The sequence below is a fragment of the Corynebacterium sp. HMSC070E08 genome, from assembly GCF_001808895.1.
GTDB classification, from domain to species: Bacteria; Actinomycetota; Actinomycetes; order Mycobacteriales; family Mycobacteriaceae; genus Corynebacterium; species Corynebacterium hiratae.
The window spans coordinates 37,057-52,700 of the sequence record NZ_KV794747.1; the positions used below are offsets into that span (position 1 = coordinate 37,057).

Below are 15,644 nucleotides of genomic sequence, written 5' to 3' on the forward strand. Positions count from 1 at the left end.
AGCCATCCTATTCCCTCCTCTTAGTCTCGAGTCAGAACATCGAGAGCGGCACGGTGAAGGAAAACCTTGGAGCGGCCTTGTTGGATTTCTTCTAGGATTCCTAAATCTACGAGATGCGCCAGCCACGCGCTGGCGGTTTGGCGTTTGACGAAGCCCGTCTCTACCACGTCAGTAATGCGTACATAGGGCTTGATAAGAATGAGCTCGGCCATCTCGAGGGGATGGTTAATCACGCCCGCAGAACGTATTCGTTGCGCAGTGTTTTCCTGGATAGCCCGAAGCTGGGTAATCATCGAGGAGGCGTCGGCAGCCGCTGCGTGAACGCCGCGGATCATAAAAAGAAGCCAGTCTTCCCATGCTCCCTTAGCTGTCACAGCGTTGAGATGGCGATAGTAGTCTGCTTTGTTTCCGACGATATACCCGGACAGGTACAAAACCGGCAGCTCAAGAAGATCTTCTTGGATGAGGTAGAGGACGTTAAGGATTCGTCCAGTGCGCCCATTGCCATCGTAGAAAGGATGGATTGCTTCAAATTGATAGTGAAGCAGTGCCATCTTTACAAGGGAATCAACGTCGTGGCTGCAATATATATAGTCCTCCCACGCTGCGAGATGGTCCTCGATAATCTCCCTTCCTTCAGGTGGGGTGTAGAGCCTCTCCTTCGTTACAGGGTTACCGATAAACGTGCCCGGAAGTGAACGCACCTCGGCCTGAGTATCTAGAAGGGTGCTGCATACGATTTTTGCTGTCTTTTCTGATAGAGGTCGCTGCGATAGTGAGGAAAGTCCAGCGTGGAGCGCGGCGTTATAGCGAAGAGCCTCCTTGGTGGCAGGAGTCGGCTCGGCATCGACGTGCCACGCCGCACGGAAGAGCTCGTCATTAGTGGTGACGATGTTCTCAATCTCGGAGGAAGCACGAGCCTCACGCAGTGGAATCGTTGAGGTGATGATCTCCGGGTTAGGGATGAGCTGGCAGGCCGTACGCAGTTCAGCCAGTTTTTCCTTAGCATCGATGATGGCCTTAAGCACGGGAACGGTTTCCACCACTTCTGCAGGGGGGAGGGGTGGAAGCTCATTGTAGGGGGTGTCCGGGCTATAGGTTGGCATGGTAAAAGAATAGACATGTTGAGCAGATATGTCGATTTTTTTCAGAATTTTCGACATATCTGGATGACTTGTCGATTGCGTCGACATATCGGCGTACCCTCAGACGTTGACGTGTTAACAAATTAAGAAAGGCATCCTTATGGCGAAAATCGGCATCATCCTCGGCTCTACCCGCGACGACCGCGCCGGACTGGCCATCGCCCAGTGGGTCACCGACCTCGCTCAGGGGCGCGACGTGGACTACGAGCTCATTGACCTCAAGGCCTTCGACGTTCCGATCCTCACCACCTCCGTCATTCCTATGGCGGCAAACAAGAATTACGAGGATCCGCAGGTGCAGGCTTGGTCCGATGCTGTCGATTCCTGCGACGGCTATATCTTTGTCACCCCGGAGTACAACCACTCCGTGCCGGGCGCTTTCAAGAACGCCGTCGATTCCCTCGGCGCCGAGTGGGTAGGCAAGCCGATTGCGTATGTGGGCTACAGCTTCAGCGGCGGCATCCGCGCGGTAGAGGCGTGGCGCCTCATCATGGCGAACTTCTCTATGAAGCAGCTGCGCACCCAGCTGGATATCTCGCTGAATACCGACATGAAGGATGGCACCTTCACCCCGGCTGATTTCAAGGCCGGGATCGTCGAAAACATCTGCGCCGAGCTGGAAGAAGTCCTATCCTAGGGCGCATGGAAAAGGTAGCAGTCGTCACAGGAGCATCGTCGGGGATCGGGGAGGCGTCGGCAAGAGCGTTGGCGGCCGACGGTTGGCATGTTGTCGTCGGTGCGCGTCGCGTAGAGCGCCTTGAGGCCCTCGCGAAGGACATCGGCGGCGAGGCGCACGCCCTCGACGTAACCTCGGACGAGTCCGTGGCTGAGTTCGTCTCCCACCTCGACCGCGTGGACCTCTTGGTCAACAACGCCGGTGGCGCGAAGGGCTTGGAACCTCTCGTGGAGACCACCGTAGAGGACTGGCAGTGGATGTACGACGTCAACGTCCTAGGCACTGTCCGTATGATCCAAGCCCTCATGCCGAAGCTGCAGGGCGGACTCATTATCAACATGGGCTCCGTTGCCGGGTGGAACGTCTACGAGGGCGGCTCCGGCTACAACGCCGCTAAGCACGGTGTGCGCGTGATTTCCCGTGCACTTCGTATCGAGGAGCACGGCGTTCGTGTCACCGAACTCGACCCGGGCCGTGTAGCCACGGAAGAGTTTTCCCTCAATCGTTTTCGGGGCGACAAATCGCGTGCCAATGCTGTTTATGACGGCGAACTCAACCTCACCGCAGAAGACATCGCTGAGGCGGTTCGCTGGGTGGCCTCGCTGCCGGAGCACGTCAACATTGACACCATGACCATTAAGCCGCGCACGCAAAGCTAAATTACCTGTTTCGCTGCAGGTGAGACGCCTCTTATAGTGGCATGCGTTAGCAACAATGCATGTGAGTAATGGGGGTGTTAGATGGCATTCAGCGCCATAGTGGCCTTAATGGGTGTGTGGTTTGCGGCGATGGCCTCGCCGGGACCAGACGTGGTGCAGATTATTCGTTTGGGTGCACGCTCTACGCGCGCGGCGGTGTGGGCCGCAATCGGTAGCACCACCGGCTTGATGATGTGGACCGTTGCTTCGCTAGCGGGGCTGACCGCATTGATTTCGGCGCATCCGGAAATCCTAGTGGCGCTGCAGGTTGCCGGCGGCAGCTATCTGCTGTGGATGGCTTTTTCTGCCATCAGCGGTGGCATCAAAGAGCGCCGTGCTCCGGCAACTATGAATCCCCAACCGCGCGGGTTCACCCCGGACGGCATCATCAGACTCGGCACGGCGTATCGCATGGGCCTAGTCAGCGACCTTTCCAACCCCAAGGTTCTGATCTTCTTCGGCGCTATCTTTGCCAATTTTATCGATCCGGACATGGGCTTGAGCGCCAATGCCACGGTTGGTTCTGTGTTGGTTATAGAAAGCCTCATTATTTTTGTTGGTGTCGCGCTGTGTACTCGTGCGGTGTCGAAGTGGATGGCGAAGAACTCCGCCAGTGTCGATATCTTTAGTGGCGTAGTGTTTGCCCTGCTTGGCGTCATCATTCTGGTGGAGGGACTGCTCAGTGCAGCCGCTGGGTATGCTGGTCAGCATGCTAGAAGTCTCAATTAAGGGAGAATCCATCAAGCTCGGCCAGTTCCTCAAACTGGCCTCCTTGGTCGCAACCGGGGGTGAGGCCAAAGAACTCATCGAGCAGGGCCAGGTCACCGTCAATGGGGAAGTCACTAAGCAGCGCGGTGCAACGCTCGCGCTTGGCGACGTCATCTGTGTCTCCGACACCTGCGCCCGCGTCGTCGAAGACGACGACGATTATTTTGATGAGGCCACCGCCGATGATGACTTCGACCCGGAGAAGTGGAGGAACCTCTAATGCCCGCTTTTGAAGCAGAAGTAGGAATGCCCTACTGGATTACTCTGGCCAGCTCTGATGTGAAGGCCTCCGAAAAGTTTTACTCGGCCGTGTTGGGTTGGGAATTCGAAGACGGCATTGCCCGACTGCAGGGCCTTCCCATCGCGGAGATTGTCCCAGGCCAAGACACCTGGGCCACCTACTTCCTCTCCCGCGACTTGGAAGCGGATTGCGCCCGGGTAGAACAACTCGGCGGCAAGATCCTCGCTCTCGGTGCTCCGCTGGCGCTCGTTCTAGACAATTCCGGTGCCATGTTTGGTTTGACGCAGCCGGAGCTCGACCGCTTCGTCGCCGGCGGAGAGCCGGGTACTCCGGTGTGGCATGAGCTGACGGTTTCGGCGAATTTCCACTCAGCGCTGGACTTTTATGGCGAGCTCTTCAACTGGGAAATCCGTGGTGATGAGCATTACGCAGTAGCGGAGGAAGAAGGCGCTGCCTTCGCCGGATTTTGGCATGCCGAGGGCTTGCCGAGTTTCTGGCAAACCTACCTGGGCGTGCGGGACATTGACCAGGCAGCTAAGGCTGTGATTGATAACGGCGGAAAGATCATTCGTGAGCCCCACGATTCCCCATTCGGCCGCCTGTGTCTGATTGAGGACACGACGGGTGCGGCGCTCACCTTGTGTGAGGTTGAGGATGCCCCCGAAGAACCCATCGAGCTCTAGGGTTACGGAGGTCGTTCTCCGCATTCCAGCTGGCAATGTCTCCACCTACGGAGAGATCGCCAAAGTGGTGGGAGTCGGCGCGCGATATGTGGGCTGGGTAATGTCGAAAAGCGCAGATCTTCCCTGGTGGCGGGTGGTCAACAGCACTGGCCGCGCCCACACCTCGGCCGCCCAAGCCCATTGGGATGAAGAAGGCATCCCACACCGTGGGGACCGCGTGATCCTCTCGGAGTGCGGTCTGGATGCGGCGGATCTGGGAGGGTGAAAGTGCGCGCTTGGCTCCTTTTGAGCATCGCCATCGTCAGTGAAGTGGTCGCGACTTTATGCCTCAAGGTGGCGCTGGAGCACCCCGCCGTCTATGTCGTGGTGGTGGCGGGCTACGTCGTCGCTTTTTCCGCCCTGCACCAAGTGTTGCGCTGCGGCATGCACGTGGGTGCGGCCTATGGCATCTGGGGTGCAACCGGAGTGGTGCTTACTGCGGGGCTGTCCGCATACCTCTTTGGCGAACAGCTCACGCCGCTCATGATGGTGGGCATGGGCTGCATCATCGCCGGCGTAGTTTGCGTGGAGATGGGCGGCCGGGCGCCGAAAACAACGCTCGTGGAAGTGGAGACATGATCTGGTTATCCCTTGCCATTCTTATCGAAGTCGCCGGTACATTGGGCCTGCGTATGCTGGCCGTTCATGGGCAGAAGGCGTGGGTAGCGTGGGTCGTCGTGGCCTATGTGTCCTCCTATGTTTTCTTGTCGTTGGCTCTCCGGCAGGGCATACCGCTAGGTGTGGCCTATGGAATCTGGACTGCCTGTGGCGTGGCGCTTACTGCTCTTTTCTCCTTCATGTTTTTCCGTGAGCCTTTCACCTGGCTTAAGGGTTTAGGGGTCGCGCTGATCATTGGCGGAGTGCTCCTAGTGGATATGGGGTAGAAGGGCTATCCCATTCGTCGTTGTAAACGACGGATCCTTCCTAGAAGGGGATTTCTTCACCGCCTTCAGATTTCTTGTTCTTCGCCTTTTCTGTTTGGCGTGCGGCTTCTCGTTGTTCTTTGTCTAGCTCGGCTTTAAGCTCCTGAGCCTCGCGATGCTTCCTGGTGCGATATCCTTCAATATCTTGTGCAATGGTCCGTGCCCAGCGCTTTCGCTTAGGAGCCAGCGGCCCAGAAGGCTCTGTGATTGCCCAAGTTCCGTCCTCAAAAAGCCAGACCACATCCCCGGTATCCGGGTCCAAGATATAAAAGGCCCGTCCATCGGTTTTCATATTGTGGTGGTGCTGGCACAACGCCACCATGTTGTCCGGATGCGTTGGCCCACCATCGGCGTAGTTAATCCGGTGGTCTAACTGACACAACCACGCCGGCATTCCGCAACCAGCGGCACGGCAGGTGCCATCGCGGCCTTCAACGTATTTGCGAACCATCGTGGCTGGTCCGTAGCTCTTAGAGGCCTCCGGCTTGGTGCTCAAATCTCTCACCGTTGTGGATTGAGCCGGGATGTCTCCCACTTGCCAGCCATGTCCTTCCACGTACACCGGGGCGTCCTCTACATCGTCGGCTTTATATGTGTGGAGCACTACTCGGGCAGCTTCTGGCTCCACCTTTCCGGTAGTGAGGAGGATCAGCGCTTCCGCCATGGACACCTCATGCTTTTCGGCTGCTGCCTTAATTGCTTCATGGATGATGATTCCGACGCTGCTGTCTACCTCGAGTTCTAGGGTGGCGCGCTGGGCACGGGTCATCATGGAGTACCGATTCTTTGGGCGCTTATCTTCCACGGCGATGGAGTCATCATGAACCTTGACGAGGTCGCGTATCCGGCGGCGAATCTGCGCGGTGGTGGGAAAGACCTGATTTGGCTTAGTCGGGGTAAACCACCGAGCTAATGAGGCATCAATTGCGGCGACCACCTCCTTTGAAGGCTGGCCTAGTTTAGCCATCACCTGATCGATGGCAATCAAAGCCGCTAAATCCAGCAAATGGTTGGCATCTTGCAGAGCCTTTACTTGAGGAAGCTCGGTAAGGCGGTGAAGGCCCATGATAATGCGGGCTACCGCGCCAGCAGATTTACCGGTCTTTATCCCAAGGCGCATGCAGGCCGTATCGGCGTCCTCGTCAAGTGCGGGAAGAACGCTGGACCAGAATTCATAGTCTGCCCGGCGTACGCCTTGACCTGCCACGCAGACCGGATCATTCGGATTGGAATGAGAAAAATAGGACGCATTAACAACGTCTGTAGTGGAAGACACGAAACGCGCAACCCCCCTCTTTCTTAAGTGAATTACTGAGAGGATCCGAACCCCCACTGTTCGAAACCCCTTTCGAAAAACGAGTTTATGCCACACCCTCGACGATGTCTACCCCGGAAGAAAAGTTGTTAAAGGGGAGGCAACTGAGGTGGCAGATGCTGGCGAGGTGTGGTTTCAGTCGGTCTCCCGCTCGATGCGGGCCGCGCGGAAGTCCCCTGGAGTGGGACGTATGTTTGGTTAATGCGCCCTCACTAGGGGTTGTTAAAATTGTGACTTGAGTTAATCTATGCACGTGCTGAAACCTACCCCGCTCATCGTTGGCCTTGCTCTTGCGGCTCTCACCGCGCCACCCGCCCATGCCCTGACGTTCGATCCTGAAAAGGTCCCACCACGCACCGAGATGACCGTGCGTTATGCCGACGGAAACTCGGTCTCTACCGGAAATGGTCACGAGTCCCGCCCCGCGCTATCCCTGGCCAAGCTATACCTCGGCATGTGGGTGCTGAAGTACGGCGCGCCGGAGGATAAAGCCCGCGTGGAGAACATGATTCGTTTCTCTGAGGACGGAACTGCCAGCGACTTAGAGCGGAAATATCCGCAGGCGATTCCCTCCATCATCGGTGAGTATCAGCTGGGGGAGACCCACCACAACGGCTACTGGGGAAATGTCACGACGTCGACGGAGGATCTCACGCGCTTCATCGGGGTGATTTCTGGCGATCCGGTTGCCGCGCCGATCACGAAGGGCATGGCGACGGCAGCGCCCGCAGCGGCCGACGGTTACCGCCAGGACTTTGGCACCGCACGAATCCCGGGCATCATCGGCACGAAATTTGGGTGGTCGGATGGCCGCCAAGTTCACGCGAGTGCCTCTTTTGGTCCGGGCTATAGTGTGGCGGCTAATACCTATGGTTCCCCGGCGGATCTCACGACGGATGTTCTCGGTGCGGTGGAGGTTTCTCCGCAGGCGCCGAGCTTGCCGACGCCCCTCCAAGATGCGCGCGATAGGGCGTGTGCGGAACTGAAGCGCGCTGTGCCGAGCTCGTCGCAGGTGTGCTGACCAACCAGGAAATAAGCTAAGAAGTACCTTTGCGCTTGCTAAGAAATCAATATATTCTCGGCTGTCAACGAAGCAGTTGCTAGCCCGAAAGGTATTTCTGATGCGCAAGACGTTGTCCATTTTGACCATTGCTGTTGCAGCTTTGAGCGCTGCCCCAGCAGCGACTGCGAAGAGCGACCAAACCCGTTCGCTTATTTCCCCAGGCACGTGTGCCACCATTACCAAGTTGGCAAATGAAGGAAAGCCCGTTCCGGATCCGTCTATTCTGCGCGATGCCGATTCCGTTCCTTCTTACTTCCAGAGCGGGGTCCTTAAGTACAAGGTGGCGGATGATTTCCCCTACCGCGAGCAGCTCGATGCCGCGGTAGCTGAGTGGAACGACGCGCTCGACGGGAAGGCCTCGCTTAAGGAAGTAGCGCCGTCCGAGGCTGATGAAGACACCATCGCCATCATCTACAAGCCGGAACCGAACGGTTACGTCCAAGGTACGGCCTACCCGGACCATGGGATGCTCTTCATCAAGACCGCTAACGCTCAGTACCCAGAGGCGCTCCAAGGCACTATAGCCCACGAGCTCGGCCACATGATGGGCGCGGGTCACTCCTGCGCCCACGCGCTCATGGCCGGTGCGAACCAGAATCCCATTTCGTATCATGTGACTCCGCTCGATGCGGTGGCTGTCCTGCAAGGACAGTTCGATTAGTTCACCGCAGGCTGGCGGCGCCCGGCGAATGCGAATAGGTGTCGTCGGTCTTGGCCAAGCGGTGAGCGCGGATTCCCAGGTAGATGACCGTCGGGTACATGATGAGCGCCACGAGGACATACTGCGTGACGAGCTGCCAGGTTTCCTCCCACATGTAGTTCCACGCGAAGTGGAGACAGAAGGAGAAAAACAGCGCGCCCACGCCAATGCCGAGGCGCCACCACCATGGTTTATGCGCGGCGTAGATAGCCCAGCCGATGCCAAAACCTGCGATGGCAGAGAAGCACATGTGCAGGCACGGGCCTGCAACAAGGCGCAGGCCCCACATCTGGAGCATGCCGATCCAGTCTGAGGTGGGGTGCATCAGTGCGCCCATCGCGGAGTACAGGCTGTTTTCCAGGACTTCGAAGCCCCAGCCCACGAGGGCACCGACGATGAAGCCGTGCCAAGGCCGGTTGAGCTGTCGGAAGCTGAGGAGGATGAAGACCACGCCGAGGGCCTTGGCAAATTCTTCCGGATAAGCACCGGCCCAGGACATCATGGATTCCTCCCAGCCCAGGCCCACGGAGAGGTCGGTCAGTGGGGAGGCTGACAGCAGCGCCAAGGTCACAGCAGCGCCGGCTCCCCAGAGCACGCTTGCCGACGCCCACCCTTTCCCCGGCCTTGCCCACATCGGACTGCGACTCCACAGGAACAGGCCCAGCGCCAAGAAACCGACGCCGAGGATCAAGCTAACGAGGCCCGGCAGAGGAGCCACGAAGAAAATGCCGAGCAGATTAATCAGGGAAATCGGCAGGCAGAGACCAATGATGATCCACAAGGTAACGCGGAAGATTTTGCTCATCAGAAGGCCTCCATAAATTGTTGGGCAAGGTCGGTCGGGTCACCATTGGAGAAGACGATCTGATAGTTGAGATCGCCTTTAGCCACGCTGAAGGCGAAGACCGGAATAAAGCCATCCGTTTCAAGGGTGAGAATGCCTCCGGCATCTTTAACGTCTTCTTTCTTCGGCATGCCCTCGAAGCTGGTTGCGCGCACGGCGCGGCGCAGGGCGAGCGCATCGTCCTCGACGCCTTCGGTGACATAGGCCTCGACCAAGGTATCGCCGCAGTCCCAGGCCTGGTTGGCCATGGAATCATGATTCACGCTGCACGTAAGCCCCTCGATGGGCTGGCGCCACTCAGGGTCATCGAGCACCACTTCTTCCATTTCAGGTTCACGCTCCGGCAAGGCCAAGCTCAACACAGCGGGCAACCCAAGGACGAGCAAGGTTGCCCCGAGCACGGCGAAGAAAGGTCCCGTCATCTTCGCCGGAGGAAAACGATAAGAAGTCATGCACACCACACTAACGCGTGCTTCTGACATAGAGTGAAGTGCATGAAGGATCTGTATCAATTTGTTAATGGCCCATGGATTGAGTCCCACGTTATCCCCGATGATCGCGGTGTCGACGGCACCTTCCACGCGCTGCGCGACGAAGCCGAGGAACTCGTCCATGATATCGTCAAGGAGGATTCTGGCCGGCCAGGAACCCTATACGCCTCCCATATGGATACGGAGGGAGTTAATGCTGCGGGTACCGATCCCTTGGCAGCTGACCTAGACAAGCTAGTCGCCGCTGACCCCGAGGAACTGGCGCACAACCTGGGTGTTCTGGAGCGCGAGGGCGTTGGTGCCCCAGTGACCTTCTGGGTAGAAAAAGACTCCGGCTCTGAGGACGCGGTGGCCTACATTATTCAGTCTGGTTTAGGTCTGCCGGATGAGGCTTATTACCGCGAGGACGCTCACGCGCAGACGCTCGCTGACTACGAGAAGCACGTTGCGGCGATGCTGGGATTCTTAGATCCCGCTCGCCTCTTCGGGCTGGGCGCGGAGGTCGCTGCGACCCGCATCGTGAACCTGGAGAAGGAAATTGCGGCAGGGCACTGGGATGTGGTGGCCTCCCGTGATGCGGTAAAGACGTATAACCCGGTGGACGTCGCCAAGCTGCCCAACATCACCCGCGCCATCCTGCAGGGTGGGGGACTGCCGGAGCACCGCGTGGTGGCCATGATGCCGTCCTACTTTGAGCACCTCGAGGGCCTGTTCACCGCCGGCCGTATGGCGGATTGGCAGCTGTGGGCTACGTGGCACATTCTGTTGTCGCGTGCCCCCTACCTCACCGAGGAGATCGGTAAGAAGAACTTCGAGTTCTATGGAACTAAGCTCTCGGGTGCTACTGAACAGCGTGCACGTTGGAAGCGCGCCGTCGGGTTGGCGGAAAACATGGTGGGCCAGGAAATCGGCAAGGTCTTCGTGGACAAGCACTTCCCGCCGTCCTCGAAGTCCGAGATGGATGAGCTGGTGGAGTACCTTACCGCCGCCTACCGCGAGAGGATTTCGCAGCTGGAGTGGATGACCTCGGCTACCCGCGAGCGCGCGCTGGAAAAGCTCTCCCAGTTCAAGGCCAAGATTGGGTACCCGGATACGTGGCGCGACTACTCTGACCTGGAGTTTTCGCCGAAGGGTGCGGACTTGGTGGCCAATGTGCGCGCAGGCAACGCGTGGAACCACGATTATGAGTTGGCCAAGATTGGCAAGCCGGCGGACCGCGATGAATGGTTCTCCACCCCGCAGACGGTGAATGCTTTTTATAATCCGGTGGTCAATGACATCACCTTCCCGGCGGCTATTTTGCGCCCGCCGTTCTATAACCCAGAAGCTGATGCCGCGGAGAACTTCGGCGCTATCGGCGCGGTGATTGGCCACGAGATTGGGCATGGCTTTGATGATCAGGGCTCGCAGTATGACGGCCAGGGCAACCTCAACTCTTGGTGGACGGATGAGGACCGCGCGGCCTTCGAGAAGTTGACCGCGAAGCTGGTGGATCAGTTCCAAGGCCAGGTGCCCAAGGTACTGGAGGGCACTGATTCCGCAGGCGTCAACGGCAGCTTCACTCTGGGTGAGAACATCGGTGACCTGGGCGGATTGGGCATTGCCGTGGTGGCCTACAAGAACTACTGCGCCGACAAGGGCCTGGACATCAACGGTCAGGTCGCGCCCTTTGAGGCAGAAGGTGCTGAGCCTGAATTGGCAGAGCACGAGTACACCGGTCTGCAGCGCTTCTTCCTGGCGTGGGCGCGCGTGTGGCGTACTGCTATTCGTCCGGAGATGGCTACGCAGTACTTGGCTATTGACCCGCACTCGCCGGCGGAGTTCCGCTGCAACATCATCGCCGAGAACATTGACGAGTTCTACGAGGCTTTTGATGTCGAGGATGGATTGGTCCCAGAGGAGCGCGTCATCATCTGGTAGTACCCTTGGGTCCATGAGTGACTACCAACTAAGTCCGGAAAAACAGCTCGAGCAACTCTCCTCCTACATGGAGGTGCACTACCCGCTGCCGGACTTCCGCCCGCCGTGGGCAGGTGGAGGTTCGCCGGAGGCGGACCGCTACTGTGCGCTGCTGCCGGATCGCATCGTGCAGGCCTCGATGATGGTGCTGGGTTCCGCGGTGGATCACTCGCTGCCTGGTACTGCCTTCACGGAGGGGGTGCGTGTTGAGGAATCTGAGGTCGGAGCGATCTTTGTTCCCTCGGAACAGAATGGCCGTTGGGCAGTCTCGCTGCACTCCGGTGGTTGGTGGCGCGGTGACGGCAAGGCGCTAGAGATGCAGTGGCGGCCCGAAGTGGCTGCTGCGGCGCAGCTGTCGGGGACCACGATCATTGATGTGGATTATCCGTTGGCGCCCGAGCACACCGTGGCGCAGATGGTTCAGTCGGTTCAAGCGGCCGTCGATTATGCGCGCGCCCAGGGGGCAGAGCGCGTGACGGTGTGGGGCTATTCCTCCGGTGGCGCGCTCGCAGCGCTGGTGCCTGCCGACGCCCTCCTCCTCACCTTCCCCGACTTCGGTGCGTTGGCCAAGCTCCCGGAGGAGATCCGCGGCCACTATGTTCTTGATGTTGAGAAGCTGCCGGGCCTGTATTCCGACATCTTGGTCCAGACCGCAGTACAGGACGAGATTGCTGAGCGCGTGGAGATTCCCGGTGCACAGACCGCGGAGTACGTGTCGATGCACCGCATTTCTACCCCGGCCGTGGCGCGCCAGCGGGTGCGTGACGCTGCCAAGTTCCTCTAGCCTTACTGCTCGCCCTCTGGGCGAATCTTCATCTCAGAGTTCTTCCACCAGCCGGAGCGCTGAATGATTTCTTGGTCGATCTCCGCCTCCAGCGGGGCCTCGCCTTGGGAGTTGGTGCGCAGCTCGTACTTTTCAATGGATCCCCAGTCGCGCGCCCAATCGTTGTTGAGGTAGCTCGGGATCTCATAGGAGTAGTTCACTGCCTCCGCGGTTGCCAGCGCGCCACCACCGGAGAAGGACTGGAAGTCCGTGAGGGAAGTTTGCGCGGCGGCGTCGGGAAGAATGCGGAACTCCGGAATTTCGGTTACCCCGGCGTAGTGGTCAAAGGTGCGCTGGCAGGGGAACTGCAGAGCGACGGACCAGTCAAGGAGTGCCGGGGTGGAGGAATCGAATTGCGAGTTGATGGTGGCAAGCTCCGGCACGCGCGGCGGGGTAAACGCCATCCAATCATCCTCATCGGTGGAATCGTCTACCGCAACGAGGCGCACGACGTTGGCCTCGTCGGGGATCTTGTCCAGTTCGATTCGCAGGTTGCGCCACTTGGGGGTAGCACCGACGTCGGAAAGCTCGGCCTCACCCTTGTTGGTGACCTTGCCGTCCTTGAGGGTGCCGTACTCCAGGGTGAGCTCGGTGCCCTCCTGCTCCACGCCGTTGACGTCGTGGTGGTAAATCTTGCCGGCGGCAGAAACCGAGAGGATGGGGGAGTTTTCTGAGGATTCCGGCAGGTTGTACCACTGCGTGGTGATGGTGGCGGTGGAGCGCTGCGACTCATCGTAGGAGCCCATGACCGGGACCTTCGTGTAATCCAGGTTGAAGGGCAGGTGCATCTCGGAGCCGTTGACGCCCAAGGTTCCGCGCACGCCGCCGGCGGAAGAGTCGGTGACCTCGGTGGCCTTCTCCTCGGTCTCGGTGAGCTCCTTTTGCTCGTTAGAAGAAGCAGAGGAATCACCGGTGGTGTTGGCAATGGCGCCTACCGACGCCGAGTTGAGGTTCTCCGGTTCAATATCCTCCTTGATCATGTTCGGGCCGAAGCCGAAATTGTCTTCCTTCGGATCCACCAGGGAGTCTTTGAATTCGCCTGTAACCGGAGTGAGGAAAGCGTCGTTGGTGTTGGTTTCCACCAGCGTGGCATCCGCGAGCGAGCAGACATCGCCGCGTAGGGAGGCCAGGTTGCCCTTGCCCACGGAGTAAGAATCCGCCTGGGCCACGTAGCCCTTGGCAAAGGAGGCGCAGGAGAAGGCGACGATGAGGATGCAGGCCACTGCGATTGGTGCGGACATGGCGCCTGCCCAGCGGGACACTTCAGCCTTCCGGCTGTTGTGAGTAAGTGATTGGTAGAGGCCAATCGCCAGCACCACCATGCCGATGGCGAGCACCACGGTATTTGCCTCAATAGCCTTGAATTGCACCGTGCGGTCCCACCACGGGATGCCGAAGGAAGACACGTACCACCAGGCGTTCCAGCCGCCCAGGGAGATGGCCATGAGGAAAATCACCGCGGCGATGGAGAAGGTCCGGGCGCGCGGGGAGCGCATGGCGATCTGGGAAAGGACCACCGAGCCGAGCGCGGCGATAACGCCGGCGACACCGGCGTAGATGCCGAAGTGGTGCGTCCACTTCGTCGGCGTGAACATGAGGAAGAAGGCCGACAGCGCCATGATGGCTAGCAGGCGCTTGGTGGGATCTGCCTCCGCGCCCACGACGCGGTGGTCCTTAATGAAAGCGTAGATAATGAGCGCCAGGCAGAAGAGCATGGTGAACATGGCGAATCGGCGCGTCAGGGAGCCATCCACGGAGGGCTCAAACAGCGTGGAGTAGCGCACGAACTCCGAGTACCACGGCAGGGACGGGCCGACCGCGGAACGAACGCGAGTGGACTCGAGCACGGACGCTAACGTTTGATCCCCGAAGGCGGCAACCATGACCGCAGTGCCGCAGGCCAGGAACGGGGCGATGAGGGCTGTCCAGCCGACCTGGGAAGCGCGCGTGCCCATGATGCGGAACAGCGCGGGCAGGCAGACCAGGAAGATGCCCACCGCGGTAAGACCAGTGGGGCCTGCGGCCAGGGTAATGGCGGCGATGATGGTGCCCACGGCCGCTGGTAGGAGGCGCTGGTTGGAGATGGCGCGCTCAAAGGAGGCCCACGTCAGCATGACGCCGAGGGCCACGATGGGTTCCGGGCGGATGCCGTTGTTATACGGCAGCCAGAAAGCCAAGAACATGAAGGCCGCGGTCCAGTGCGCCAAGCGGCGCTCGTTGACGCGGGCACCGAAGCGCGGGAGCATCTCGCGCGACAACACGAACCAGATGATGAGCGCCGAGATGAGGGAGGGCAGGCGCACGATGATGGAGGCGCTGGAGAATTGCGCCAGCCATGCTACGAGGTCGTAGTAGGGAGCACCGAACGGGGCCTCGGGGACGCCGTACCAGCGGTAGTAGTTCGCCATGTAGGTCGCGTGATCGGAAACGCGGCCCATGGTGAGGATGAAGCCATCATCGGAGGTGTTGGCGCCGAAGATATACCACCAGCCGAGTACGGCAGCCACGACGCCATCGAGCGGGCGGATCTGCTTCCAGGTCTCGGGCATGAAGCCGAAACGTTTGCCATCGAGGCGGTCAATTCGCCACAAACACACCAGGCTGATGACCACCATGGCCAAGCCCAGCCACATGGCGATGAGCTTGAGCGGTGTCGGGGAGGAGGTGAAGCGCGAGTTGATCTCGACGTGGATACGGAGGTCATCGCCCAGCTCTGTGAGGTTTTCTGGGGTGTCGTCGATTTCGGTGTAGACGCCGGTGACCTGCGGGCGCAGATCCTCATCGGAAGTTTTCTTGTGCTTGCTCAGGGTCACCGTGGTGCCGTCGCCGGTGGACTGGATGCGGAGGGTGGCGTCGTCAGGCAGCTTCGCCACTTGCTCGGCCGTGAGCGAGAAAATGACCTCATCGAGGCTGGTGACCGAGAGACCGCCCTCGCCGGCACGGACAAACATGCCGCGGTTGGAGGCCTTCTTGGACTCCGGGGGCACGGTGCCGTAGAGCAGGTCCTGGCCATCGCGCAGCTTGTCGACGGCGCTCAGCGGGATCTCTGCGTCAATTTCTTCCGGCGCCACCGAGATGAGCGGGGCGTTGATGGATTGCAGGGAGCCCTGCTGGGGCCAATCGAAGGAGGACTGGGTTTGGTTCACCGGCAGCAGCGGCGTGGCCACAAAGCAGAGGAACCCGATGAGTCCAGCGATGATGGCGGTGAGCCGCAGCGATTGCGGTGCTCGCAGTGAAGAGGTATTCCGATCTGACACGGCGATCAGTGTACGTCAC

At 59.4% G+C, this 15,644-nt stretch carries 17 protein-coding genes; 12 read left to right on the top strand and 5 right to left on the bottom strand.

Annotation, left to right across the window (positions count from 1 at the left end; translation table 11 throughout):
• Positions 1 to 20: 20 nt before the first annotated feature.
• Complete coding sequence (locus HMPREF2526_RS04425) at positions 21 to 1,163, bottom strand: Fic family protein (protein ID WP_046648684.1); 1,143 nt, start codon at positions 1,161 to 1,163, stop codon at positions 21 to 23.
• 82 nt (positions 1,164 to 1,245) lie between these two features.
• On the opposite strand from HMPREF2526_RS04425, the gene HMPREF2526_RS04430 reads away from it, so the two are divergent.
• The 8 genes from HMPREF2526_RS04430 (at position 1,246) to HMPREF2526_RS04460 (ending at position 5,134) form a co-directional block, all read left to right on the top strand.
• Positions 1,246 to 1,782 carry an NADPH-dependent FMN reductase gene (locus tag HMPREF2526_RS04430; protein ID WP_046648604.1) on the top strand — a complete coding sequence of 179 codons (537 nt, stop codon included), beginning with the start codon at positions 1,246 to 1,248 and terminating at the stop codon, positions 1,780 to 1,782.
• Positions 1,783 to 1,787: 5 nt separating this feature from the next.
• Positions 1,788 to 2,480 (top strand): SDR family oxidoreductase, encoded by a 693-nt coding sequence (locus HMPREF2526_RS04435; protein WP_070546068.1) that lies wholly within the window; start codon positions 1,788 to 1,790, stop codon positions 2,478 to 2,480.
• An 81-nt stretch (positions 2,481 to 2,561) separates the two neighbouring features.
• The gene (locus tag HMPREF2526_RS04440) at positions 2,562 to 3,248 is read left to right on the top strand and encodes a LysE family translocator (protein WP_046648600.1); all 687 of its coding nucleotides are present in this window, start codon (positions 2,562 to 2,564) and stop codon (positions 3,246 to 3,248) included.
• Positions 3,229 to 3,507 carry an RNA-binding S4 domain-containing protein gene (locus HMPREF2526_RS04445; protein WP_046648682.1) on the top strand — a complete coding sequence of 93 codons (279 nt, stop codon included), beginning with the start codon at positions 3,229 to 3,231 and terminating at the stop codon, positions 3,505 to 3,507. The genes HMPREF2526_RS04440 and HMPREF2526_RS04445 overlap by 20 nt, the downstream gene beginning before the upstream one ends.
• Positions 3,507 to 4,211, top strand: a complete 705-nt coding sequence (locus tag HMPREF2526_RS04450; RefSeq protein WP_070546070.1) for a VOC family protein — start codon at positions 3,507 to 3,509, stop codon at positions 4,209 to 4,211. The genes HMPREF2526_RS04445 and HMPREF2526_RS04450 overlap by 1 nt, the downstream gene beginning before the upstream one ends.
• A complete protein-coding gene (locus HMPREF2526_RS12850) occupies positions 4,183 to 4,476 on the top strand; it encodes an MGMT family protein (protein WP_083295515.1) in 294 nt (97 codons plus the stop codon). The genes HMPREF2526_RS04450 and HMPREF2526_RS12850 overlap by 29 nt, the downstream gene beginning before the upstream one ends.
• 2 nt (positions 4,477 to 4,478) lie before the next feature.
• Positions 4,479 to 4,829 (top strand): DMT family transporter, encoded by a 351-nt coding sequence (locus HMPREF2526_RS04455; RefSeq protein WP_070546072.1) that lies wholly within the window; start codon positions 4,479 to 4,481, stop codon positions 4,827 to 4,829.
• Positions 4,826 to 5,134: a DMT family transporter gene (locus HMPREF2526_RS04460; RefSeq protein WP_070546074.1), complete on the top strand. Its 309-nt coding sequence runs from the start codon at positions 4,826 to 4,828 to the stop codon at positions 5,132 to 5,134. Before HMPREF2526_RS04455 ends, HMPREF2526_RS04460 begins: the two co-directional genes overlap by 4 nt.
• A gap of 40 nt (positions 5,135 to 5,174) precedes the next feature.
• Here the strand turns inward: HMPREF2526_RS04460 and HMPREF2526_RS04465 are convergent, their stop codons facing one another.
• Positions 5,175 to 6,449 (bottom strand): HNH endonuclease signature motif containing protein, encoded by a 1,275-nt coding sequence (locus tag HMPREF2526_RS04465; protein ID WP_070546135.1) that lies wholly within the window; start codon positions 6,447 to 6,449, stop codon positions 5,175 to 5,177.
• 292 nt (positions 6,450 to 6,741) lie between these two features.
• On the opposite strand from HMPREF2526_RS04465, the gene HMPREF2526_RS04470 reads away from it, so the two are divergent.
• Together HMPREF2526_RS04470 and HMPREF2526_RS04475 are read left to right on the top strand one after the other, a co-directional pair.
• The gene (locus HMPREF2526_RS04470) at positions 6,742 to 7,509 is read left to right on the top strand and encodes a hypothetical protein (protein ID WP_141759873.1); all 768 of its coding nucleotides are present in this window, start codon (positions 6,742 to 6,744) and stop codon (positions 7,507 to 7,509) included.
• Between the two features lie 100 nt (positions 7,510 to 7,609).
• Positions 7,610 to 8,212: a zinc metalloprotease gene (locus tag HMPREF2526_RS04475; RefSeq protein ID WP_046647030.1), complete on the top strand. Its 603-nt coding sequence runs from the start codon at positions 7,610 to 7,612 to the stop codon at positions 8,210 to 8,212.
• Between the two features lies 1 nt (position 8,213).
• On the opposite strand, the gene HMPREF2526_RS04480 is transcribed toward HMPREF2526_RS04475, so the two are convergent.
• On the bottom strand, positions 8,214 to 9,056 hold the full coding sequence (locus tag HMPREF2526_RS04480; protein WP_049156732.1) for a PrsW family intramembrane metalloprotease: 843 nt from the start codon (positions 9,054 to 9,056) through the stop codon (positions 8,214 to 8,216).
• Positions 9,056 to 9,547: a hypothetical protein gene (locus HMPREF2526_RS04485; protein WP_049156735.1), complete on the bottom strand. Its 492-nt coding sequence runs from the start codon at positions 9,545 to 9,547 to the stop codon at positions 9,056 to 9,058. The genes HMPREF2526_RS04480 and HMPREF2526_RS04485 overlap by 1 nt, the downstream gene beginning before the upstream one ends.
• A 42-nt stretch (positions 9,548 to 9,589) precedes the next feature.
• On the opposite strand from HMPREF2526_RS04485, the gene HMPREF2526_RS04490 reads away from it, so the two are divergent.
• Together HMPREF2526_RS04490 and HMPREF2526_RS04495 are read left to right on the top strand one after the other, a co-directional pair.
• A complete protein-coding gene (locus HMPREF2526_RS04490) occupies positions 9,590 to 11,506 on the top strand; it encodes a M13 family metallopeptidase (protein ID WP_070546079.1) in 1,917 nt (638 codons plus the stop codon).
• A 13-nt stretch (positions 11,507 to 11,519) separates the two neighbouring features.
• Positions 11,520 to 12,329 carry an alpha/beta hydrolase gene (locus HMPREF2526_RS04495; protein WP_246819143.1) on the top strand — a complete coding sequence of 270 codons (810 nt, stop codon included), beginning with the start codon at positions 11,520 to 11,522 and terminating at the stop codon, positions 12,327 to 12,329.
• Positions 12,330 to 12,331: 2 nt separating this feature from the next.
• Here the strand turns inward: HMPREF2526_RS04495 and HMPREF2526_RS04500 are convergent, their stop codons facing one another.
• Positions 12,332 to 15,625 (bottom strand): arabinosyltransferase domain-containing protein, encoded by a 3,294-nt coding sequence (locus tag HMPREF2526_RS04500; RefSeq protein WP_070546083.1) that lies wholly within the window; start codon positions 15,623 to 15,625, stop codon positions 12,332 to 12,334.
• Between the last annotated feature and the right edge of the window lie 19 nt (positions 15,626 to 15,644).

Coding starts and splice junctions, on each gene's coding strand:
- HMPREF2526_RS12850 (WP_083295515.1), top strand. CDS start 4,183: ATGCCCCCGAAGAACCCATCGAGCTCTAGGGTTACGGAGGTCGTTCTC.
- HMPREF2526_RS04425 (WP_046648684.1), bottom strand. CDS start 1,163: ATGTCGAAAATTCTGAAAAAAATCGACATATCTGCTCAACATGTCTAT.
- HMPREF2526_RS04450 (WP_070546070.1), top strand. CDS start 3,507: ATGCCCGCTTTTGAAGCAGAAGTAGGAATGCCCTACTGGATTACTCTG.
- HMPREF2526_RS04440 (WP_046648600.1), top strand. CDS start 2,562: ATGGCATTCAGCGCCATAGTGGCCTTAATGGGTGTGTGGTTTGCGGCG.
- HMPREF2526_RS04480 (WP_049156732.1), bottom strand. CDS start 9,056: ATGAGCAAAATCTTCCGCGTTACCTTGTGGATCATCATTGGTCTCTGC.
- HMPREF2526_RS04435 (WP_070546068.1), top strand. CDS start 1,788: ATGGAAAAGGTAGCAGTCGTCACAGGAGCATCGTCGGGGATCGGGGAG.
- HMPREF2526_RS04430 (WP_046648604.1), top strand. CDS start 1,246: ATGGCGAAAATCGGCATCATCCTCGGCTCTACCCGCGACGACCGCGCC.
- HMPREF2526_RS04485 (WP_049156735.1), bottom strand. CDS start 9,547: ATGACTTCTTATCGTTTTCCTCCGGCGAAGATGACGGGACCTTTCTTC.
- HMPREF2526_RS04460 (WP_070546074.1), top strand. CDS start 4,826: ATGATCTGGTTATCCCTTGCCATTCTTATCGAAGTCGCCGGTACATTG.
- HMPREF2526_RS04495 (WP_246819143.1), top strand. CDS start 11,520: ATGAGTGACTACCAACTAAGTCCGGAAAAACAGCTCGAGCAACTCTCC.
- HMPREF2526_RS04445 (WP_046648682.1), top strand. CDS start 3,229: ATGCTAGAAGTCTCAATTAAGGGAGAATCCATCAAGCTCGGCCAGTTC.
- HMPREF2526_RS04475 (WP_046647030.1), top strand. CDS start 7,610: ATGCGCAAGACGTTGTCCATTTTGACCATTGCTGTTGCAGCTTTGAGC.
- HMPREF2526_RS04490 (WP_070546079.1), top strand. CDS start 9,590: ATGAAGGATCTGTATCAATTTGTTAATGGCCCATGGATTGAGTCCCAC.